We start from the raw sequence: 22460 nt of genomic DNA on the forward strand, positions 1-22460 counted from the left end.
GAGTCTGTGCCACTACAACAATTAGTTTTAAATGGTTTTAAGTCTTTTGCTGATAAGACGACAATTAGATTTAATAATGGTATTACGGGAATCGTTGGCCCAAATGGTAGTGGAAAAAGTAACATTACTGAAGCAATTCGCTGGGTAATGGGTGAAGGTTCTGCCAAGTCCTTACGTGGTGAAAATATGAAGGATGTTATTTTCGCTGGTAGTCAAATGCGTGCGCCGATGAATCATGCAGAAGTTGAGTTGGTTTTTGATAATCGTGACCACCAACTAGCTTCTGATGATGAGGAAGTTGTCGTAACAAGAAAAATTTTGCGTAACGGCGAAAGTGACTATCTTTTAAACCACCATCCTGTAAGATTAAAAGATGTTCGTACACTTTTTATAGAATCAGGGATGTCATCAGACAGCTTGGGCATTATTTCTCAGGGAAAAGTTGATGAAATTCTTAATTCTAAACCGCAGCAACGACGCGGAATTTTTGAAGAAGCTGCGGGTGTGCTTCATTTTAAGCAACAAAAGGAAATAGCCTTAAAGCAGTTAGACAAGACCAATGCGAACTTAATTAGAATTAATGATCTAGTTAAAGAATTGGAAGGTAGAATTGAGCCTCTCCATGAGCAAAGTTCTTTAGCGAAGGAATATAAATTTCAAAAAGATCAGCTTGATCATAAGCTTAAGCAACTCTTAGGTTTAGAAATTGAAAGCTTAAATGAAGAGAAAAAAGCTGTCGCTAAAAAAGCAGCTGCTAATCAAGATATTCTTAATAAGCTGGATGATGAAGTTAAGCAGTCTCAAGCTGATTTAGAAGAAAAACGTAAGCAGTCAAATGAGCGTCATGCTGAAAAAGACGAAAAACAGCAAGAATTGCTATCTTTAACGCAAAAGATTGCTGGCTTGACTACTGATCTTCAAATGCATCAGCAGTCTCGAGAATATGATGTTGCTACGCAAAAAGAATATAAGACTCAAGCTGATGAGTTGAAAGAACGTCAAAAACTATTATTAGATCAACTTGACACTAATCAAAAAGATTTGACTAGTCAGAATAAAGTTCTTGCAGAATTTTTGAAAAAGCAAAAGAATTTAAAGCAAGAATTAAAACAAGGTCCAGAACAATTAAATAATCAACTTGAAAAGGTCCGCTCTGATTATATTCAAACCTTGCAGGATCAAACTAGCAATAATAATGAGATTGTTTATTTAAAAAACGAGCTAACTCGAAGTCAAAAATCAAGTGACAATCGACAACAAGAAGTTGAAGGACAGTTAGCAGATGCAGAACAAGTTCTAGCTGAGTTGAAAAAACAAGGACATGATCTTGTTTTAAAGAGAAAACAATTAAATGAAGAAATCTCAAGTCTTGATCAAAAAATTGCTCAAGAAAGTAATCTTAAGGATCAAAATGAGCAATCTTACTTAAGAGTCAGAAATAATTTACAACAAATTTCTGCTCAAGTAGAAGGTCTAAGGAGAATTAGAGATCGGCATGAAGGTTACTACTATGGCGTTAAGTACGTTTTAAACCATCAAAGTGATTTTCATGGAATTGTTGGTGTTATTGGTGAGTTAATTTCGTTCCCAGCCGAATTAGAAGCTGCTTTGTCGACTGCTCTAGGCGGAGGAGTACAAGATTTAGTAACAATTGATCAAAATAGTGCTAGGGATGCAATTAATTTATTAAAGCGAACTCGTACAGGTCGAGCTACTTTTTTACCGCTTGATGGATTACGTCATAATGAAATAGCTAGTTCTACCTTGAAGTCACTTCAAAGTATTGAAGGCTTTAAAGGCGTAGCAGCAGATTTAGTAACTGCCAAGACTGACGTTGACATTTCTAACGCAATTTCGTATCTTTTGGGAAATGTTTTAGTAGTTGATACGATTGATACAGCTTTGCGAGTACAACGCAGAATTGGTCGTTATTACCGGATTGTTACCTTAGACGGGGATATTATTAGCCCTGGTGGAAGTATGACAGGTGGAACAAGAAATACAAGAAATAATTCTCCACTTGCAACTAATGCCGAAATTGATAAACTCACTGCTCAAATCAAGACTGGAAAAAAAGAATTTGATAAGCTGCAGACTGCGTTAAATGAGTTAAATCAGAAATTAGCTGACTTACAAGCTGATTTAGAAACTAAAAATAATGAATTAACTTCTTTGAATCAAAAGATTAGTGAACAGGCTATCAAGTATGAAAACGAAGAAAAAGAAGTAAAGCGTTTGACTCAGTTAAATGATTTGCAGCAAAAAGCTCAGTTAGAAAAGAAGCAGGAAGAGGCTGAACTTACTGGACGTCTTGAAAAAGAGCAATCTAAGAAAGATAAGCTAGAAAAGCTTGCTCAAGAACAAAGAGCTAAAATGGATCAATTAAAGACCGATTTAGCTGATTTTGATGAAGCTTACCAAAAATTGCAAACTGAATTAAGTAACTTGAATTCTGATTTGGCTGTAGTGAAAAATAAACTTGAAAATATTAACGCGAAAAAGGCTGAATTAGAAGAACAGCTATCAAATACAAATTCTAGACTTAAGGATATTGACGAAAAGATTAAGGCACTTACCTTATCTCAAAATGGACAAAGTGAATCTGAAATCGAAGAGCAAGTTGCTGAGTTAAGTAAGCAGAAAAAGGAAATGCAAGATGCATTAGCCGAAATAAATAAGGATTTAGGTAAATTTGATGCTCAAATAAATAATCTTGATCAGGTAGCAACTAGAAACTATAATTTACGCAAAAATACAGCTGCTGAACAAGAGGAATATTCTGCTAAACTTGGAGAATTGAAATCTCAAATTAATCAAAAACTTGGTACTTTGAGTGAAGAATATTCATTAACTTTTGAAGCAGCCTTGCAATTGTCTAAAGGCCAAAATACAACTGAATTGCGCAAAAAGTTAGAGCGTGAAGTTCACTTACATAAGATGTCTCTTGCAGATATCGGAGAAGTAAACTTAAATTCTATTGAAGAATATGAAGACGTAAAAACTCGTTATGATTTCTTGAATGGACAGCAGACTGACTTATTAAATGCTAGAAAAGATATTGAAGAATCAATGTCTAAACTTGATGATGAAGTGAAGAGTCGTTTTAGTGCAACTTTCCATCAGATAGAAAAGAGCTTTGCTAAGATCTTTCCGATTATGTTTGATGGTGGACATGCAAGATTAGAGTTAACCGATCCAAAGAACTTGCTTGAAACTGGAATTGAAATTATTGCTCAGCCGCCTGGTAAGAAATCGCAAAAATTAACTCTTCTCTCAGGTGGTGAAAGAGCGTTAACTGCAATTACTTTGCTATTCGCAATGCTTCAAGTTAATCCAGTTCCGTTTTGTATTTTGGATGAGGTAGAGGCCGCTTTAGATGAAACTAATGTTGACCGTTTTGCACAATTTTTAAATCACTATGACATGAAAACGCAATTTATTGTTATTACTCACCGTCGCGGAACAATGCAAAAAGCAGATAATTTATATGGAATTGTAATGCAAGAATCTGGAATTTCGAAAGTTTTATCTGTATCGTTGAATGAAATTAAGAAAGAAGTGAATTAGTAGTGGGATTATTTGATAAAATCAAGAAATCTCTTTTTGGTCATAAAGACGAAGATCAAGAAGAAAAAGATGAAAATACAGCTGTTGAAGAATCTACTGAAGAAGATCAAAATTCTGAGACAAATATTGAAACTGAAGACACAAATGATGAGGCAGAAACTGATCTAACAGATTCAGAAGAAGCTAGCGAAGCTGAAGAAAAAGATAATTCTAATGAAACACCAGGGTGGAATGATGCTGGTAGTGCTTTTGAAGAAATTCAAAATGAAGTAGAAGAAAAAACAACTAAATCTGAACTCGAAAATGATCAGCCTGAAGAAGAGCAAGTGGAAGACCATACTTCTCAAGAAGAAACTGAAGAAGAGGAGAAAGTAGAAGAATCTACTGAAACAGATTCAGAAGAAAGCTCAGACGAAGACGAGCAAGAGCGCTATGATAAGGGCTTAGAGAAGACTAACCATTCATTCGGTGCCCGTTTGAATGCATTTTTTGCTAAGTTTAGAACAGTCGATGAGGACTTTTTTGATGATCTTGAAGACTTGTTAATTGAGTCAGATGTTGGCTTTGAAACTGCTGAACAATTGACTGATTCTTTGAGGGATGAAGCGAAACTTCAAAATGCAAAAAGTCACGACGCCTTAAAACAGGTCATTGTCGAAAAACTAGTTGATATTTATGATAAAGGCGGCGAAGGTAAGGATTCAAAATTAGCAGATGATCCGAACGAAAAACCCAATGTTTACTTGTTTGTTGGAGTTAACGGTGCAGGTAAAACCACGACAATTGGTAAATTAGCTAAGCGAATCAAAGATTCAGGCAAGTCTGTTATGATGGTAGCTGCTGATACCTTTAGAGCTGGGGCTGTAGAGCAACTAGTTGAATGGGGCAGACGTGATGGTGTTGAAGTAGTAACTGGTCCTGAAAAAGCTGATCCAGCTTCTGTAGTTTACGATGGTGTTAAAAAGGCTAAGGATAGAGGAATTGATTTCCTATTAGTTGATACTGCTGGTCGTCTTCAAAACAAAGTAAACTTAATGAGCGAGCTTGATAAGATTAAGCGTACAATAAAGAAAATTTTGCCAGATCAACCTAATGAAGTTCTTTTAGTTCTTGATGGTTCAACTGGTCAAAATGCTTTACTTCAGGCAAAGGATTTCGATAAAACTACTAAGCTTACAGGATTAGTTTTAACTAAACTTGATGGCTCCTCTAAAGGTGGAGTGGTTTTAGCAATTAGAAATGAAATGGATTTGCCAGTTAAGTTAGTCGGTTTGGGAGAAAAAGTTGATGATTTAGCAAACTTTGATGCAGAAAAATTTGCAATCGGTCTCTTCCAAGGATTAATCTAATAATAGGTGAAGCTACAAGTAATATAAAAGGAGTAAATAATGAAGCATTTAAGTGCATGTACAACTATCCTAGTTGGTAAAAAAGCCTCAATTGATGGCTCAGTAATGATTTCACGTAATGATGATACAGCTGGTGCAATTACACCACAAAAATTTATTATTGAACCAGCTGCTCATGGTGAAAAGGGACGTAAAATTAAGTCTTGGCTTAATAAATTTGAAATGGATCTTCCAGAAGATGCTCAAAGAGTACCAGCTGTTCCAAACGTTGACTATAAAAAATTAGGTTACTACGACGAAAGTGGTATTAATCAAAAGAATGTTGCAATGTCATGTACTGAATCAACTTATGGTAATGAAAGAACTTTAGCCTTTGATCCATTAGTTAAAGATGGTTTGGATGAAGATTGTATGCAAACTGTAGTTTTACCATACATTGATTCCGCTAGAGACGGTGTTAAGCGCCTGGGTTCATTGATCAAAAAATATGGTTCTCCTGCTGGTAACTCGGTTTTATTTGGTGATAAAGATGAAGTTTGGTACATGGAAATTGTTACTGGTCACCACTGGGTTGCTCAACGTATTCCTGACGACTGCTATGCAGCAACAGGTAATCGAGTAGCTATTCAACAAGTTAATTTTGATGATCCTGATAACTTTATGTGGAGTGAAGGAATTCAAGAGTTTGTTGAAGAACATCATTTGAATCCTGACCACGAAGGTTGGAACTTCCGTCACATTTTTGGAACATATACTGAACAAGATCGTCACTATAACACTAGCCGCCAATGGTATATTCAAAAGCTTTTCAACCCAGAAATTGACCAAGATCCTGAAGATCCAGATATTCCTTTCATTAGAAAGGCTTCTAAGAAATTAGCCAAAGAAGATATTGAATTTGCACTTGGTTCTCACTATCAAGATACGCCATTTGATCCATTTGGTCATGGAACTGAAGAAGAAAAGCATCGCTATCGTCCAATTGGATTAAACAGAACTCAAAACTCGCATATCTTGCAAATTAGAAGCGATGTTCCTGAAGAGATGGCTGGCATTATGTGGTTATGTATTGGTGGACCAACATTTACTCCATATATTCCATTCTTTGCTAATATGAATGAAACCGATCCATCATTTAACAACACTTCAATGACTTACAACAAAGAAGATGCTTGGTGGTACTACAAGTCTCTTGCTGCTTTAGTTGAAAGTCACTATCCTCAATTTGTTCAACTTGATACCAAGTATCTTGAAGAACTTAACCGTTACTACCGTGGTAGAGTTGAAGAGATTATTGAAAATGCCAAAGATTTGAGCGGTGAAGAACTAACCGATTACTTAACTCGTGAAAATCAAAAGACTGTTGCTCATACTAAGGAAGACAGTGAAGAATTAATGGGTCAGATGTTTACAGACGCAATTAAGATGTCTAAGTTAACATTTAAGATGGACCCAAACTTATAATTTTAGATAATTAGCTGAAGAAGGTTAGGCGATAATAAGTTGCCTAACCTTCTTTTTTTAGAAATAAGCTAAAAGTTGATTTAAAAGTACATTGCTTTTATTTTAGAAAGACATTTTTTTTGCTATACTTGTTCAAGGTGAGACAAAATGGATGAACTTGAAAGAAATGAAAGATTAGGCGACTTATTTGCTTACTATGGCCCCTTATTAACTAAGGGCCAGCAAGATTATTTTGAAGATTATTATTATAACGACCTATCTTTAGGTGAAATTGCTGATAATCACCATGTCTCTCGTCAAGCTGTTTATGATAATTTAAAACGAAGCAGCAAGGCTTTAGAAAAGTATGAAGATAAACTTCATATGAAACGTGATTATACTAAAATAGAAGAAAAAATTACTGAAGCTGTATATGCCCTTGAACATGGCAAAATTAATCGAGCTCAGATTGAACTTTTAAAATTATTAAGACAAATGGGAGTAGAATAGTATGGCTTTTGAAAATTTAAGTGAAAGACTTCAAAAAGCATTAAAAAATTTAACAGGTAAGGGAAAAATCTCTGAAGCTGATATTAATGACGCAAGTCGCGAGATTCGGTTAGCTTTACTAGAAGCAGACGTTAACTTCAAAGTTGTAAAAGACTTTATTAAAAAGATTAAAAAAGAGGCTCTAGGTAAAGAAGTTCAAGAAAGTTTAAACCCAGGCCAACAAATCATTAAAATCGTTGATGATGAGTTAACGAAGATGATGGGAGAAGAAGCTGTTTCGCTTAATAAGTCTCCTCATATTCCAACAATTATTATGATGGTTGGTTTACAAGGTACTGGTAAAACTACTACTGTTGGTAAGCTAGCAAATTACTTGATGAAAAATGAAAAAGCTCGTCCTTTGCTAATTGCAGGCGATATTTACCGTCCAGCTGCCATTGATCAGCTAAAGCAGATTGGTCAACAATTAGATGTACCTGTTTATAGTGAAGACAATCAAGATGTGGCAGAAATTGTAAAACATGGTCTTGAAGAAGCAGATAAAAATAAGAATGATTATGTCTTAATCGATACAGCTGGTCGTCTAGAAATCGATGAGCAACTGATGGATGAGTTAAAACGCGTAACAGAGGTTGCTCACCCGGATAATACTTTGCTTGTTGTTGACGCCATGACTGGTCAAGCAGCTACTCAAGTTGCCGAAGGATTTAATAATGATTTAGACTTAACTGGTATTATTTTAACTAAGCTTGATGGTGATACTCGTGGTGGTGCAGCTCTTTCAATTCGTGCTGTTACCGGTTTACCAATTATCTTTACTGGACAAGGTGAAAAATTAACCGATCTTTCAACTTTCCATCCTGATAGAATGGCTTCACGTATCCTTGGTATGGGTGATATGTTGACCTTAATTGAAAAGGCACAACAAGATTATGATGCCAAAGAAGCCGAAAAAATGGCTGAAAAGATGCGTGAGAATACATTTGATTTCAATGATTTTATTGATCAAATGGATCAAGTACAAAAGATGGGGCCTTTGGATCAGATTATTAAGATGATTCCTGGTCTAGGAAATAATCCAGCTTTAAAGAATATTCAAATTCCGGAAAAACAAATTGCACATATTAAGGCGATTGTTTATTCGATGACTCCAGAAGAACGTGAAAATCCTGATATTCTTAACCCATCAAGAAGAAGGAGAATTGCTGCCGGTTCTGGTAGATCGATTGCTGAAGTTAACCGTATGATTAAGCAGTTCAAGCAATCAAAAGAAATGATGCAAAAGATGACAAAAGGTGATATGGGAGAACTTGCTAATTTGCCAGGAATGAACTCACCGATGGGTAAGATGGCTATGAGATCGATGAATAAACGTTTCAAGAAAAATAAAAAGAAACGCATGAAGAAGGTCAAGCGTTATCGCTCAAAATAATTTCCTAACTGTTAAGGAAAAACACTTTACACATATTTTACTTTATGCTATATTATTTAAGTCAAGAAATTTAGGAGGAATTAATTAATGTCTGTTAAGATTCGTATGCGCCGTATGGGCTCAAAGAGAAAACCTTTTTACCGTATCGTAGTTGCTGATTCACGTATGCCACGTGATGGTCGTTTCATCGAAGAAGTTGGTTACTACAACCCACTTACTAACCCTGATGAAGTTAAGCTTGAAGAAGACAAGATTTTTGAATGGCTTGAAAAGGGTGCTCAACCATCAGATACTGTAAGAAGCTTACTTTCAAAAGCTGGTTTGATGACTAGATACCACGACGCAAAGTACGGTAAGTAATTTACTATTGCAATTAGAAGTTTGGGAAAGCTCTTCCCAAACTTTTTTTATTAGAAAGAATAAGTACAATGACTGAGTATTTTGAAGTTGGAAAAATATTATCTCCTCACGGCTTAAAAGGAGAAGTTAAGGTAAATGCAACAACTGACTTTCCAGAGGAAAGATTAGCGTCTGGAAGCAGATTATTCATCAAAAATAATGATCAATACCAAGAGTTAATTGTAGAAGGTGCACGTCGGCATAAACAATTTTATTTGGTTAAGTTTGAGAAAATTGATGATATTGATCAAGCTGAGAAGATTTGTGGTAAAGAATTGGATGTAGCAGAAACTGATCAGCAAGAATTACCTGAAGGTAGCTACTATTTTAAAGATATTTTGAATTGTCCAGTCTATGATGCTGAAACTGGTGAAGAATTGGGTGTGTTAGAAAATATTGAAACACCTGGCGCCAATGATATTTGGGAGATAAAGCCAACACATGGTAAAAGTTTTTGGATTCCAAATATTGAATCAGTAGTCAAAAAAGTTGATCTAGCTAATAAGAGAATTGAAGTAACATTACTTGAAGGATTAAGAGATGAAAATTAATGTTTTGACCCTGTTCCCAGATATGTTTACGCCACTGCAGGTATCAATGCTAGGAAGAGGATTAGAAGATAAAAAATGGGAGTTAAATCTAGTTAATTTCCGTGATTTTACCACTGATGTTCACCATCACGTAGATGACACTCCATATGGTGGAGGTGCCGGTATGGTTTTACAAATTATGCCAATAAAAAAAGCACTGGATTCGTTAACGAATAAAGGAAAAGTAATTATCACGGCACCACAAGGGAAGACTTTTAACGAAAAGATGGCACAAGATTGGTCAAAAGAAGAAAATTTAACTTTTATTTGTGGACACTATGAGGGCTTCGATCAGAGGGTATATGATTTAGCTGATGAAACCGTCTCAATCGGCGATTATGTCCTCACTGGTGGAGAATTGCCAACGATGAGTATGATTGATGCCACAGTTCGTTTATTGCCTGGTATCTTAGGAAATGCGGCTTCTCCAGTGGAAGAAAGTTTTTCTCACGGTCTCTTAGAATATCCGCAATATACTCGTCCAGCTGATTTTGAGGGGCAAAAGGTACCAGAAGTATTAACATCGGGTAATCATCAGAAAATCGCTGAATGGAGACATAAAGAGGCCTTGCGTGCTACTTATCTTCATCGTCCAGATATGCTGGCTAAGCGCGATTTAACAGGCGAAGAAAAGAAAATGCTAGAAGAAATTAAACTTGAAAAAGAGAATTAGTATTTACAAGCATTTTTTGATTTGGTAAACTAGTCGTTGTGGCATAAGCCACTGATTTATGGGTATTCCGCTGGCACTGAGTGTTAATGAATGCCGTAGAAGGAGAGAAAATAATGGATCCATTAATTCAAGAATTAACTAAAGAACAATTACGCGATGATATGCCTGACTTCCGTGCAGGTGATACTGTTCGTGTTCACGTACGTGTTGTAGAAGGTACTCACGAACGTATTCAGATGTTCGAAGGTGTTGTAATTAAGCGTAAGGGTGCTGGTATCAGCGCAACTTACACTGTACGTAAGATGTCATCTGGTATTGGTGTTGAACGTACTTTCCCAGTAAACGACCCACGTGTTGCTAAGGTTGATGTTCTTCGTCACGGTCGTGTACGTCGTGCTAAGCTTTACTACTTACGTGAACGTCACGGTAAGGCAGCTAGAATTGCTGAAAAGCGTCGCGGTTAATTCAATTAATCAAGACAGTATTAAAAAGCCATCTCGAAAGAGATGGCTTTTTTTGTCTACAAAAAAAGAGTTTCGATTTGAAACTCTTATTTATTTAATAAAAAGTAATATGATTTAATGGCCAGTAACGCATCTTAACTACACCAACAATCTTACTTCTTGGAATGGTTCCTATATATCTACTGTCTTTTGAGACACTTCTATGATCTCCCATGACAAAGTAGGTATTTGCAGGCACCTTATTGGTTTTCTGCATTTCCTTTAACTGCTTTGAAGTATAGAATTGACGATAGTTTTGAGTCTTTGCTAGAGAACTTAAAGTGAAGTTTTGAGTGTTTGTATATTTAGTTCCAGAGACGCCATCTTCACCATTATCAATCAATTTTTGCCCAGCTTTTAACCAAGGTTGGTTAAGCTTTTTACCATTGATATAAATTTGATTATTTTTACTTACAATCGTGTCTCCTGGCAATCCAATAACTCTTTTAATATAGAGAGCACCAGGTTCATCTGGTGCATCAACAATTACAATATCGCCTTGCTTAATCTTAGCATGGCGAAGCGCAATTACACGATCGTTATTTTCAAAGGTAGGCTGCATTGAAATCCCAGATACTGTTAAATTAGCAAAAACAAATTTATTCAGTACAAAGAAAATACCGAAAAATATTGCTACTAAAATTAGTACCTGGAGAATCCATTGGCCCCAACTTTCAGCTTGTTCTTGTTTTTTCAATTTTTCCACCTTATTTAATCTGTTTCATCATAAAGTGTAACCTTAAATAATCATTTTGTCGATTAAACAAGAAAAAGAGAAGAATATTTTAATTTTATTTAGATAATTAAAAATTAAGAGATAGTAAGTTTGATTACGGCCTGAATATGTAATTTAGCTTATAATAAAAACAAGTAGCAAAAAACATAGAGAGGACGGAATGAAAGGATGCATGAATATTAAGCTGGAAGCATCATTTATCGAATTAATAATGAAAATCAAATAGAGTTTTTAATAGTTCAAAGTATGCTTAATCGAACCTGGGGTTTTCCTAAAGGACATCTTGAAAATGATGAAAATAACATTCAAGCTGCTCAACGAGAAGTTTACGAAGAAGTAGGATTAAAACCAGATTTTGATTTTGGCTTTAAAGAGAGTATTACTTATAAAATCGCTCGTGATCGTTTAAAGACTGTAACGCTTTTTCTGAGTAAATTTAACCCTAACCAGAAAATCAAATTGCAAGAAAGCGAGATTGGAGCTTCCAAATGGGCAACTTTGAAAGAAGCAAACAATTGTCTACACTACGAAGAATTAAAGGAACTTTTGAAGAAGGCGCAGGAATATATCGAAAATGAGATATCCAGATAAGCTATTAGCAGAGGTAAAGGAAAGATCAAAAGGAATGAAATTAGAAGGCATTAATTTTGGCGCTGGTCCTGTTCATCCTAAATTGATGATTGTCGGTGAAGCACCAGGCAGAGAAGAAATAGAATCTTTAATTCCTTTTCATGGTGCTTCGGGAAAAGAATTAATGAAGTCCTTAGCTTCAATTGGGCTTAAAAGAGAAGACGTCTATATTACTAGTGCAATCAGAAGTCGACCTTACAGTGTTAAACAGGTATTTAGTAAAAAAGAAAATAAAGAGGTAACAAAGTATCCTAACCGAAAACCAACTAAAAAAGAGATTTTAGCTCATGCACCTTTATTAGATTATGAAATTAATTATGCTAAACCTGAAATTATTGTAACTGTTGGCACGACAGCCTTGATGCGGCTGTTAGACAATAAGTATGAAATTAGTAAAGTACACGGTCAAATTATCAAAGATACTCCGATTTTGAAATTAAACGATAAAAAAGATGGCTATGTTTGGTCTGACGAAAAATATACTGTGATTCCGCAATACCATCCTGCAGCAGTTTTTTATAATAGAAAATTAACTGAGACGATTAAACAGGACTGGTTAAACATAAAACCATTGCTTAAGTAAAAATAAAAACTGGTAGGAAAATATTTTCCTTACCAGTTTTTTAGTCGATGTTATTACGATATAGCCCTACGACCTTACCTAAAATTTGAACCACAGGTAAAATAATTGGATCCATTGTATCATTCTCAGGTTGCAAGCGATAGTAGCCATCTTCCTTGAAGAATCTCTTAACAGTTGCTTCGTTATCTTCAGTCATTGCAACAACAATTTCACCATTGTTTGCGGTAGATTGTTTTCGAACAATAACGTGATCGCCATTCAAAATTCCTGCATTGATCATTGACTCACCATGAACACGCAACATGAAAAGTTCACCTGCATCGTTTTCAAGATCAGGCGGAAGTGGGAAATATTCATCGATATCTTGAACCGCTAAAATTGGTTGACCAGCAGTTACTACGCCAACTACTGGAATATCTTTAGGCTTAATACCTAAAGCTTCTCTTCCTTTTTCAGTTACTTCAATTGCTCGTGGCTTGGTAGCATCTTTTAAAATTAGACCTTTCTTTTCAAGACGCGCTAAGTGACCATGAACGGTTGAGGTTGAAGATAAGTCAACTGCGCTACAGATCTCTCGAACTGTAGGAGGAAAGGCACGTTCCTCAACGGTATCGTATATAAAGCGTAAAATTTCTAATTGTTTACTTGCATGTGGTTCAGTCATAATCTTTTCTCCATTTAATTACTTAATAGTATTCTAACAAAAAAAATCTTTCTCAGCAAACAGGCGTTCTTAAGAGTTGAGCCTTTTTTTATTGCTATAATTAGGGTAAACTAACATTGTTTAGTGAGGTGTTTATTATGGACAAAAAAGAAGAAGAGAAATTAATTAAACGAATTAATGAATTAACTAAAATTAGTAGAGAACGTGAATTAACTCCTGATGAGTTAGAAGAACGTAAGAAATTAAGATCTGCTTTTCTAGAAAACTTCCGTGCTGGTTTTAGACAACAATTAGAAGATACTGTTGTAATTGATAAGGATGGTAAAGAAGTAACTTCAGAAAAAGCTAAAGAAGCACAACGTCGTAAAGGATTAAGAAAAGATTAATATTTCACTTTAAAAAATGCTATTTTTTTGGTATGCTGAAAAAGTACATTAATTTTCGGAGGTTTTTGGGAAATGAATTTAGGTTTAGCAATTTTTCTTATTATTATCGCATTATTAATCGGTCTTGTTGGCGGATTTTATGGTGCTCGCGCATACATGAAGAAGTATTTCCAAGACAATCCTCCTATTAGTGAAGATATGATTGCAGCTATGATGGCGCAAATGGGACAAAAACCATCCGCTAAGAAGCTTAATCAAGTTATGAATATGATGAAGCATCAACAACAAAAATAGTAGCTTACTTTACTAATATTTGGTAGCAGACAGAGGATCGTATTCCTCTGTCTTTTTGTATATGGTGAGGTGAAAGATGAATATTTTTAGCAAATTAGGCTGGTTCTTTAAACAGGAAAAGAAGAGATACATTATTGGAATTAGTTTTTTAGCTTTGACCTCAATTGCTAATTTGGTACCTCCTAGAATTTTGGGTTTAATGGCCGATCAGCTAGATAAGGGTTCAATTAGTTGGGGTGAATATGGAGCTTTAATTTTAGCAGTAGTTGCGGCTGCCATTGTTTTATATTTACTACGCTACTTTTGGCGTAAACAAATCTGGGGTGGAGCAGCAGAATTAGAAAAACAGATGCGTTCTCGTCTATTTAAGCACTTCATGATAATGGATCGGACTTTTTATCAAAGGCATCGGACAGGTGACTTAATGGCTCATGCAACTAATGATATTAATTCAATTCAAAATGTTGCTGGAGACGGTGTTTTGACCTTAGTTGATTCTTTAGTAACTGGTGGAACAACTATGATTGCGATGATTATCTTTACAGATTTTCGGCTAACAATTATTGCACTTTTGCCTCTTCCATTTCTTGCTTTAGGTGCATGGAAATTGGGAGATAAGCTGCATTATAGTTTCGATAAGTCGCAAGCAGCATTTTCACATTTGAACAATAAGACGCAAGAATCAGTTTCTGGAATAAAAGTCCTAAAGGCGTTTGGCGAAAGTGAGCAAGATTCGGCCACTTTTAACAAAATGGTAGATGAAACTATTCAAATTAATAAAAAAGTATTTAAATGGGACTCAATGTTTGATCCATTGGGTACATTAATTATTGGTGCAACTTACGTAATTACTATTATCTATGGTGGTTTATTAGTAACCAACCATACTTTATCAGTTGGTCAACTAGTTTCATTTATTGCCTATATTTCAAATATGGTTTGGCCAATGTTTGCAATTGGTTATTTATTCAATATTTTAGAGCGTGGATCGGCATCGTATGATCGTGTTGAGCGTCTTTTATATGAAAGACCACAAATTACGGATGAAAATGCTGATCAAACTTTAACTGCTGAAGATATTCAAGGTGATTTAAAATATGACATTAAGTCCTTTGCCTATCCTGATGAAAAAGAAATACCAGTCTTACAAAACATTGATTTTACTCTAAAGCCAGGACAAACGTTGGGATTAGTAGGGAAAGTGGGAGCTGGAAAGACTACAATTATTGAACTCTTGCTTAGAGAATTTGATAAATATAATGGGAAAATCACTCTAGGCGGATATGATATTCGAAACATTCCGTTAAAGCTACTTTTAAATGAGATTTCTTATGTACCGCAGAATAATTTCTTATTTTCGACTTCAATTGAAAATAATATTGCATTTTCTGATCAAGATGCGGCAAAAAATAAAATTCAATCTGCGGCTCAAAAGAGTGATTTGCATGATGATATTATGCAAATGCCAGCTGGCTATCATACTTTAGTAGGCGAAAATGGGGTTTCTTTATCTGGTGGACAAAAACAACGTTTATCAATTGCCAGGGCTTTATTAAAAGAAAGTCCAATTTTGATTTTAGATGACGCTCTTTCTGCAGTTGATGCAAAAACTGAAACTGCTATTTTGGATTCTCTTAAGTCAGAAAGAAAGGGAAAAAAGACCTTAATTGCTGCTCACCGATTAACTTCTGTGATGGATGCTGACTTAATTTTAGTCTTAAAAGATGGAAAAATTGTTGAAAGGGGAAAACACAAAGATTTACTAGCCCAAAATGGTTGGTATGCTGAAATGTGGCGTAAGCAAGAATTACAGGCAAAGGTGGGTGAAGTAGATGAATAATAATGAAGAATCAAAATCAGTTTGGTCTAAGGCTATCCCTTTTAAAGAGCAAGTTCAGATTTTTAAGCGTGTTTTAAAATATGTGAAACCTTTTAAAGTGGAGATGGGAATTGCTATTTTTGGTGCCTTTTTGGTAAGTGTAATTAATATGTTGCTTCCAAGAGGACTGCAATTTTTCCTAGATAATTATTTAATTAAACAAAAGGCAACTGTTCAGATTATTATTTGGGCCGGATTATTATATGGTATTGGCACGATTATTAAGGCACTTTTACAGTTTGTTTATCAATATTTATATGCATTAGGCGCAGAGAAGACTCTTGAAAGCGTTAGAAAAGACTTATATCGAAAACTTCATAGTTTAGGGATGCGATATTTTGATCAGACGCCAGCTGGTTCAATTGTTTCAAGAGTTACTAATGATACGATGACTTTGAGTGATTTCTTAGGGGTGTTGTGTCAAGTCGTAATTGGCGTGTTTTCACTAGTAACTGCCTTTGTAGCAATGTATGTGACAAATAAAGTTGCAGCTTTAATTGTGTTACTATTTTTACCGATTTTAGGTTTAGTCTTTTGGATTTATACGCAAAAAAGTTCCAAACTATATCGTGGTTTTCGTGAACGACTTAGTAGAATTAATACTAATTTAAATGAATCTATTGAAGGCGTATCTTTAATCCAGCAATTTAAGCAGGAAAAGAGAATGACAAAACACTTTGAAGATGAAAACGGAACCTTAATGAGAACTCGATTTAACATGATTAGGGTAAATTCGCTTCTTTTATCTCCAATGACTAGTTTGCTTTATTCTTTAGCTTTGGCCTTAGTTTTAATGTACTTCGGTTTTCCACTACAAAAGACGTTTGTTCCGGCCGGAATTGTATATGCATTTTCTCAATATGTACAGCAGTTCTTCAATCCTATTTCTACCATGATGGATCGAATGACTTTCTTTCAAGATGGTATTGTAGCTGGAAAACGTATTTTTCGAATTATGGATGAAACGGAGTATGAACCAAGACAAGAGGCTGATAAAGATGCAGTGATTTCCAAAGGAAAAATTGAATTTAAAAATGTTAGTTTTTCTTATGATGGAAAGCATGAAATTTTGCATAATGTATCTTTTGTAGTCAATCCCGGTGAAACATTAGGAATTGTTGGTCATACTGGATCAGGTAAAAGTTCAATTATCAATGTAATGATGAGGTTCTATGAATTTGGTAGTGGGCAAGTTCTGATTGATGATACTGATATTAGAAAGTTTTCGAAGGAAGAATTACGTAAAAAACTAGGATTAGTTTTGCAAGAGCCATTTATGTTTTATGGTGATATTTCTTCTAATATCCGCTTATATAATGAAAAAATTACTGATCAGCAAATAAAAAAAGCTGCCAAAGCGGTACAGGCAGATTCATTTATTGAAAAAATGCCTGGTAAGTATCATGCCAAAGTAATTGAGGGTGGATCAGAACTTAGTCAAGGTCAGAGACAGCTGATTTCTTTCGCTAGAACGTTAGTAACAGATCCTAAAATTCTAGTTTTAGATGAAGCAACTGCTAATGTTGATACTGAGACGGAAAACTTGATACAAGAAGGTTTGAAAAAACTTCGTCAAGGAAGAACAACATTAGCAATTGCTCACCGCCTTTCAACGATTGCCGATGCTGATCAAATTATTGTTTTAGATAAGGGAAGAATCGTTGAGCGGGGAACGCATGAAGAATTACTAGAAAAGAAAGGTTACTATTACAATCTGTATAGACTGCAACAAAATAGTGATAAGTAAAAAAGACTCGGTCAATTGACCGAGTCTTTTTCAATTTAAAGTTTATTTAAATTACTTGTCATTTAACATGTATTGACGAGTCATTGGTAAGTTCTTACCGGATGGTCCCTTGGTTAATAGATATTGAATAACATCAATGTTACCTGATTCAAAGGAAGCTGCACAAGCTTGTAAATACATATCCCACATTCTTGCAAAACGTTCGCCCATCATTCCTTCAACTTCAGAACGGTGATCGTTAAAGTTTTTATCCCAAATTTCAAGAGTTCTTTGGTAATGACGACGAAGCATTTCCATATCGGCAATTTGCAAGTTTGCTTCTTCAATTCTAGAAACAATTTCAACTAAGCCTGGAATGTAACCGCCTGGGAAGATGTACTTATTAATCCAAGCATTGGTTGCTCCACCTTGTTGACGAGTGATTCCATGAATTAATGCAACACCATGTGGTTTTAGGTATTTAGCGACATCCTTGAAGTATTCGCCTAAGTTTTCTGAGCCAACGTGTTCAAACATACCTACAGAAGTTACATAGTCAAAATCGCGATTACCTAATTCACGATAGTCTTCAAGTAAAACTTCTGCTTGATCTTCAAGCCCCATATCCTTAATTTTTTTGTTTACAAGATCGAATTGTTCTTGGCTCAAAGTAACCCCAGTGACTTTAAGTCCATATTCTTTAGCTGCAGTTAACATTAAGGTTCCCCAACCGCAACCAATATCTAGCAAAGTCTTACCAGGCTTAGGATCCAACTTTTGAAGAATGTGATGAACTTTTGCAATTTGTGCTGCTTCAAGATCATCAGTGTTGCCACTAGTGAAGTAAGCACATGAATAAGTCATAGTAGGATCAAGCCATAGCTTGTAGAAGTCATTTCCAATATCATAGTGACTTTGAATATCTTCTTGACTTTGCTTTTCAGTATGCTTTTGCTTTGGTAAGAATTTTCTGAATTTTGAAGCACGCATGAAAGATTCGCTACTTTCATAAGCTGCTTCAATTAATTGCTGAATGCTTCCTTTAATTTCAAGATCTTTGTTCATGTAAGCTTCACCTAAAGCTAAGGAAGCATTACTTGTTATATCTTTAAAAGGAATCTTTTTGTTAAAAATAACCTCCACTTCCGGTGTGCCATTTCCATAGACTTCTGATTTTCCATCCCAGTAGGTAACTTTTACTGGAATATTGAATGAATGACTAAGCATCATTTTATATAAAGGTTTTTCTAACATTACTGATTCTCCTTTTCTACATTAGACTATGTTATTCTAACACTAAAAAACTTAAATAATAAAAAATTTATTTTGCAACATAGTGAAAATTAGGATTTTGCTCCTTATCTAATTTATCCCATGCTTCTTCTAATTGTTTATACAAAGCCGGTGTCGTGTCCTTGTTAACTTTTTCTTTACGAGGAATATAGATTGGATCACCAAAACAAATATCTAATGGTTTTCTTTTCAGTAAGCCCTTAAAAGTGAGAGGGCCTTGATAGACAACCGGAACTAATGGTTTATTAGCCATTTTTGCAATTACAAAAGCACCGCTTTTAAGCTCTTCAGAATGACGAGTTCCGGATGGAAAGATAATTAAAGATAGGTCGCTTTTTCGCAATCCCTTAACTGGAATTTTAATTGCTGATGGACCGGGATTGTCTCGATCTACTGAAAACGCATGTGCATGAACTAAAATAAAACGCAAGATAGGATTTTTGAAAAGTTCCTTTTTAGCCATAAACATAAATTCCATGGGACTAGCGGCAAGAGCAAAAAGAATTGGTTCCCACCAAGTTCTATGCGGTGCAACTAGAATGTAATTTCCTTTTGGAATGCGATCCTTGTGATGAACATGCAAATGTCCATTAAGTATCCACACGATAAAGCGAGCAATAGGACGAATAATTTTATAAAACATAGTGTTTCCTCCAATTTTATGTATAGTATTATACAATACAGCAAAGAATTTTTAGAAGGGTATGGAAAATGGATCTACTAAAACCTAATGAACGAATTGACTATATGTATAATGATGATTTACGTATTATTCAAGAAAAAGATGCTTTTTCTTTTTCTTTAGATACGCTTCTTCTTGGCTATTTTGCTCAAGAAAAAATTCATGATAATTATCGAGTTGTAGATCTATGCAGCGGTAATGCAGCAGCGAGTATTTATATGTCATACTTTAATCGGGCACACTATGATGCGGTTGAAATTCAAGAAGAAATGGCTGATCAAGCAAGGCGTAGTATTCAGTTGAATAAGCTAGAAAATAGAATTGAAGTACACAATTTAAATGCTTTAGATGCGCCGAAAAAACTAGGTAAGGATAAGTATGACATGGTTGTCGTAAATCCTCCTTACTTTAAAGTTCCCAAGGGACATGTAATTAATCCTGATGAGAAAAAAGCTTTAGCAAGACATGAGCTTGCGATTAATCTTGAGCAAATAATAAAAGTTTCAAGTGACATGCTGAAGATGAAGGGAAAAATGTTTATGGTTCACCGTCCTGAGCGGTTAGGTGAGATTATGCATTATTGTCTAGATAATAATTTAAGTGTGAAGTGGGTTCAGCCTTTTGTATCAAAGAGAAATGCAGATTCAAATTTAGTGGTAGTAGAGGCAATTAGAAATACCGCTAGCGATGGACTAGTTCTAAGGGATGCAATTGTAGTTCATAAGCAGGATGGATCTTTTACACCTGAAATAGAAAAAATTATTTCTGAAGATAAAGAAGCAAAAGCTGATAAAGAAAAGTATTATTTTTACTGCTTATTATGTAATGATGGTAGTTTTTATGGTGGATTTACTAATGACTTAAAGCATCGTTTAAAAATGCATAATGAAGGAAAAGGAGCTAAATATACTAAGACGCGTCGGCCAGTAAAAATGATCTACCATGAAGAATTTGAAGATAAAAGATTAGCTTTAAAAAGAGAATATTGGTTTAAGCATCATTCACGAAAATGGAAAGAAGAATTTTTAAAAGAACATAATGTAAAATTTTAATTGCATTTACGAGCTTAATTAGTTACAATGTTCAAGTATGCATTTTGCATATTTAAATTTATATCACATCAAGAGCGATTAGATTCCTAGGTGCCAATTTTATTGGTCAGAATTTAATACGACCTCTTGAGAGGAATTAACCAGGAGGAATTTTTTATGACAGTTGTTACTATGAAGCAATTGCTTGAAGCAGGTGTCCACTTTGGTCACCAAACTAGAAGATGGGATCCAAAAATGGCTCCTTACATTTTCACTCAAAGAAACGGAATCTACATCATTGACTTACAAAAGACTATTAAAATGTTAGATGACGCTTACAACTACGTTAAGGCAGTTGCTCAAGACGGTGGCGTATTCTTGTTTGTTGGTACTAAGAAACAAGCACAAGATGCTGTTAAAGAAGAAGCTACACGTGCAGGTCAATACTACGTTAACCAACGTTGGTTAGGTGGTACTTTGACTAACTGGACTACTATCCAAAGCCGTGTTAAGAGATTAAAGCAATTAAAACAAATGTCAGAAGATGGCACTTTCGACGTATTACCAAAGAAGGAAGTTGCACTTTTGACTAAGGAAATGGAAAAACTTGAAAGATTCTTAGGTGGTATTGAAGATATGCCAAGAATCCCAGATGTTATGTTCGTTGTTGATCCTAAAAAAGAAAAGATCGCAGTTCACGAAGCAAACATTTTAGGTATCCCTGTAGTAGCTATGGTTGATACTAACACTGATCCAGATCCAATCGACGTTGTTATTCCTGCAAACGACGATGCAATTCGTGCAATTCGTTTGATTTCAGGTGCTATGGCTGACGCAATTATCGAAGGTAAGCAAGGTCAAGACGATAGCGAAGACGTTGAAAAAGAAATGGCTGACAAGGCTGCAGCTGAAGATGGTGAAGAAGAATCTATCGAAGAAGTTGTTGAAAAGTCAGAAGACTAATTTGTTTTTACTGTTAGTTCTGTAGGAGGACATATTAATGGCAAAAATTACTGCTCAATTAGTTAAGGAATTACGTGAACGTACTGGTGCTGGTGTCATGGACGCAAAGAAAGCATTAGTGGAAGTTGACGGTGACATGGACAAGGCAGTTCAATATCTTCGTGATAAGGGTATGGCTAAGGCTGCTAAGAAGGCTGACCGTGTTGCAGCTGAAGGTTTAACTGGTGTTTACGTTGATGGTAATGTTGCAGCTATTACTGAAGTTAACTCAGAAACTGACTTCGTTTCTTCAAACGATAAGTTTGTTAACTTGGTAAATACAGCAACTAAGACTATTGCTGAAGGTAAACCAGCTAACATGGAAGCAGCTGAAGAATTAAAGATGGCTGATGGCACTACTTTAGCTCAATCATTTGTAGATGCAACTGCTACTATTGGTGAAAAGATCGTTTTACGTCGTTTCGCTTTAGAAGAAAAGACTGATGATCAAGAATTTGGTGCTTACCAACACAATGGTGGTCAAATCGGTGTTATCACTGTTTTAGAAGGTGCTGATGCTGCAACTGCTAAGCACTTAGCAATGCATATTGCTGCTATGAGTCCTAAGGTTATCTCTCCTGATGAATTAGACGATGAATTCATTACTGATCAATTAGCTGTGATGAACCACAAGATTGATCAAGATAACGAAAGCCGTGCTTTGGTAAACAAGAAGCCATTACCACACCTTGTTTATGGTTCTGCAAAACAATTAAGTGATGAAATCTTAGCTAAAGCTGAAGAAGACATCAAGGCTGAACTTAAAGAAGAAGGTAAGCCTGAAAAGATTTGGGATAAGATTATTCCAGGTAAAATGCAACGCTTTATTGATGACAACACTCAAGTTGATAAGCAATTTGCAGTTTTATCACAAAATTACATCATGGATGACAGCAAGACTGTTGGTGAATTCTTAAAGGAAAAGGGAGCTAAGTTAGTTGCTTTCCAACGTTACGAAGTTGGCGAAGGTATTGAAAAGAAGCAAGAAGACTTTGCTGCTGAAGTACGTGAACAAATGAAGTAATATTTTACTTAAAAAGGGAGTAACGCTAAGCGCTACTCCCTTTTTTTCTGTATAATATATTGCA

The 22460-nt window shown here is 35.3% G+C and carries 22 protein-coding genes; 18 read left to right on the plus strand and 4 right to left on the minus strand.

Annotation, left to right across the window (positions count from 1 at the left end; translation table 11 throughout):
- The first annotated feature begins 6 nt into the window (after positions 1-6).
- The 9 genes from smc (at position 7) to rplS (ending at position 10427) form a co-directional block, all read left to right on the plus strand.
- Positions 7-3567, plus strand: a complete 3561-nt coding sequence (gene smc / locus QM512_RS01990; protein WP_282805866.1) for a chromosome segregation protein SMC — start codon at positions 7-9, stop codon at positions 3565-3567.
- Positions 3568-3569: 2 nt separating this feature from the next.
- Positions 3570-4916, plus strand: coding sequence for a signal recognition particle-docking protein FtsY (gene ftsY / locus QM512_RS01995; RefSeq protein ID WP_282805867.1), 1347 nt, complete (start codon positions 3570-3572; stop codon positions 4914-4916).
- Between the two features lie 39 nt (positions 4917-4955).
- Positions 4956-6380: a C69 family dipeptidase gene (locus tag QM512_RS02000; RefSeq protein ID WP_282805868.1), complete on the plus strand. Its 1425-nt coding sequence runs from the start codon at positions 4956-4958 to the stop codon at positions 6378-6380.
- 147 nt (positions 6381-6527) lie between these two features.
- The gene (gene ylxM, locus QM512_RS02005; RefSeq protein ID WP_282805869.1) at positions 6528-6869 is read left to right on the plus strand and encodes a YlxM family DNA-binding protein; all 342 of its coding nucleotides are present in this window, start codon (positions 6528-6530) and stop codon (positions 6867-6869) included.
- Position 6870: 1 nt separating this feature from the next.
- A complete protein-coding gene (gene ffh, locus QM512_RS02010; protein WP_282805870.1) occupies positions 6871-8301 on the plus strand; it encodes a signal recognition particle protein in 1431 nt (476 codons plus the stop codon).
- A gap of 87 nt (positions 8302-8388) precedes the next feature.
- Entirely contained in the window at positions 8389-8661 is a 273-nt protein-coding gene (gene rpsP, locus QM512_RS02015; RefSeq protein ID WP_003647505.1) for a 30S ribosomal protein S16, read from the plus strand.
- Between the two features lie 68 nt (positions 8662-8729).
- A complete protein-coding gene (gene rimM, locus QM512_RS02020; RefSeq protein WP_282805871.1) occupies positions 8730-9251 on the plus strand; it encodes a ribosome maturation factor RimM in 522 nt (173 codons plus the stop codon).
- Positions 9241-9963, plus strand: a complete 723-nt coding sequence (gene trmD / locus QM512_RS02025; RefSeq protein WP_282805872.1) for a tRNA (guanosine(37)-N1)-methyltransferase TrmD — start codon at positions 9241-9243, stop codon at positions 9961-9963. Before rimM ends, trmD begins: the two co-directional genes overlap by 11 nt.
- Before the next feature lie 113 nt (positions 9964-10076).
- Positions 10077-10427: a 50S ribosomal protein L19 gene (rplS, locus tag QM512_RS02030; protein WP_282805873.1), complete on the plus strand. Its 351-nt coding sequence runs from the start codon at positions 10077-10079 to the stop codon at positions 10425-10427.
- A gap of 94 nt (positions 10428-10521) precedes the next feature.
- Here rplS and lepB read toward each other — a convergent pair whose 3' ends face one another.
- A complete protein-coding gene (lepB, locus tag QM512_RS02035; RefSeq protein ID WP_282805874.1) occupies positions 10522-11163 on the minus strand; it encodes a signal peptidase I in 642 nt (213 codons plus the stop codon).
- A 231-nt stretch (positions 11164-11394) separates the two neighbouring features.
- Here lepB and QM512_RS02040 point away from each other — a divergent pair, with 231 nt between their 5' ends.
- Both QM512_RS02040 and QM512_RS02045 read left to right on the plus strand, forming a co-directional pair.
- Positions 11395-11793, plus strand: a complete 399-nt coding sequence (locus QM512_RS02040; protein WP_394358302.1) for a bis(5'-nucleosyl)-tetraphosphatase — start codon at positions 11395-11397, stop codon at positions 11791-11793.
- Positions 11777-12415, plus strand: a complete 639-nt coding sequence (locus QM512_RS02045) for a uracil-DNA glycosylase (protein ID WP_282805875.1) — start codon at positions 11777-11779, stop codon at positions 12413-12415. The genes QM512_RS02040 and QM512_RS02045 overlap by 17 nt, the downstream gene beginning before the upstream one ends.
- 40 nt (positions 12416-12455) lie before the next feature.
- Here the strand turns inward: QM512_RS02045 and lexA are convergent, their stop codons facing one another.
- A complete protein-coding gene (gene lexA, locus QM512_RS02050; RefSeq protein ID WP_282805876.1) occupies positions 12456-13079 on the minus strand; it encodes a transcriptional repressor LexA in 624 nt (207 codons plus the stop codon).
- 137 nt (positions 13080-13216) lie between these two features.
- Between lexA and QM512_RS02055 the strand changes: the two genes are divergently transcribed.
- The 4 genes from QM512_RS02055 (at position 13217) to QM512_RS02070 (ending at position 17385) form a co-directional block, all read left to right on the plus strand.
- On the plus strand, positions 13217-13465 hold the full coding sequence (locus tag QM512_RS02055) for a DUF896 domain-containing protein (RefSeq protein WP_004895283.1): 249 nt from the start codon (positions 13217-13219) through the stop codon (positions 13463-13465).
- Between the two features lie 72 nt (positions 13466-13537).
- The gene (locus QM512_RS02060) at positions 13538-13759 is read left to right on the plus strand and encodes a YneF family protein (RefSeq protein WP_003649044.1); all 222 of its coding nucleotides are present in this window, start codon (positions 13538-13540) and stop codon (positions 13757-13759) included.
- A gap of 76 nt (positions 13760-13835) precedes the next feature.
- A complete protein-coding gene (locus QM512_RS02065; protein ID WP_282805877.1) occupies positions 13836-15599 on the plus strand; it encodes an ABC transporter ATP-binding protein in 1764 nt (587 codons plus the stop codon).
- Positions 15592-17385 (plus strand): ABC transporter ATP-binding protein, encoded by a 1794-nt coding sequence (locus QM512_RS02070; protein ID WP_282805878.1) that lies wholly within the window; start codon positions 15592-15594, stop codon positions 17383-17385. Before QM512_RS02065 ends, QM512_RS02070 begins: the two co-directional genes overlap by 8 nt.
- Before the next feature lie 51 nt (positions 17386-17436).
- Here the strand turns inward: QM512_RS02070 and QM512_RS02075 are convergent, their stop codons facing one another.
- Together QM512_RS02075 and QM512_RS02080 are read right to left on the minus strand one after the other, a co-directional pair.
- Positions 17437-18618 (minus strand): SAM-dependent methyltransferase, encoded by a 1182-nt coding sequence (locus tag QM512_RS02075; protein WP_282805879.1) that lies wholly within the window; start codon positions 18616-18618, stop codon positions 17437-17439.
- Positions 18619-18685: 67 nt separating this feature from the next.
- Positions 18686-19300, minus strand: a complete 615-nt coding sequence (locus tag QM512_RS02080; protein ID WP_282805880.1) for a lysophospholipid acyltransferase family protein — start codon at positions 19298-19300, stop codon at positions 18686-18688.
- 68 nt (positions 19301-19368) lie between these two features.
- On the opposite strand from QM512_RS02080, the gene QM512_RS02085 reads away from it, so the two are divergent.
- The 3 genes from QM512_RS02085 to tsf all read left to right on the plus strand — a co-directional run bounded on the left by QM512_RS02085 (position 19369) and on the right by tsf (position 22396).
- On the plus strand, positions 19369-20391 hold the full coding sequence (locus QM512_RS02085; RefSeq protein WP_282805881.1) for a GIY-YIG nuclease family protein: 1023 nt from the start codon (positions 19369-19371) through the stop codon (positions 20389-20391).
- A 156-nt stretch (positions 20392-20547) separates the two neighbouring features.
- Positions 20548-21333: a 30S ribosomal protein S2 gene (rpsB, locus tag QM512_RS02090; protein WP_282805882.1), complete on the plus strand. Its 786-nt coding sequence runs from the start codon at positions 20548-20550 to the stop codon at positions 21331-21333.
- A gap of 37 nt (positions 21334-21370) precedes the next feature.
- Complete coding sequence (gene tsf, locus QM512_RS02095; RefSeq protein WP_282805883.1) at positions 21371-22396, plus strand: translation elongation factor Ts; 1026 nt, start codon at positions 21371-21373, stop codon at positions 22394-22396.
- The last annotated feature ends 64 nt before the right edge of the window (positions 22397-22460 follow it).

Source organism: Lactobacillus isalae, from assembly GCF_947539375.1.
Taxonomy (GTDB): domain Bacteria; phylum Bacillota; class Bacilli; order Lactobacillales; family Lactobacillaceae; genus Lactobacillus; species Lactobacillus isalae.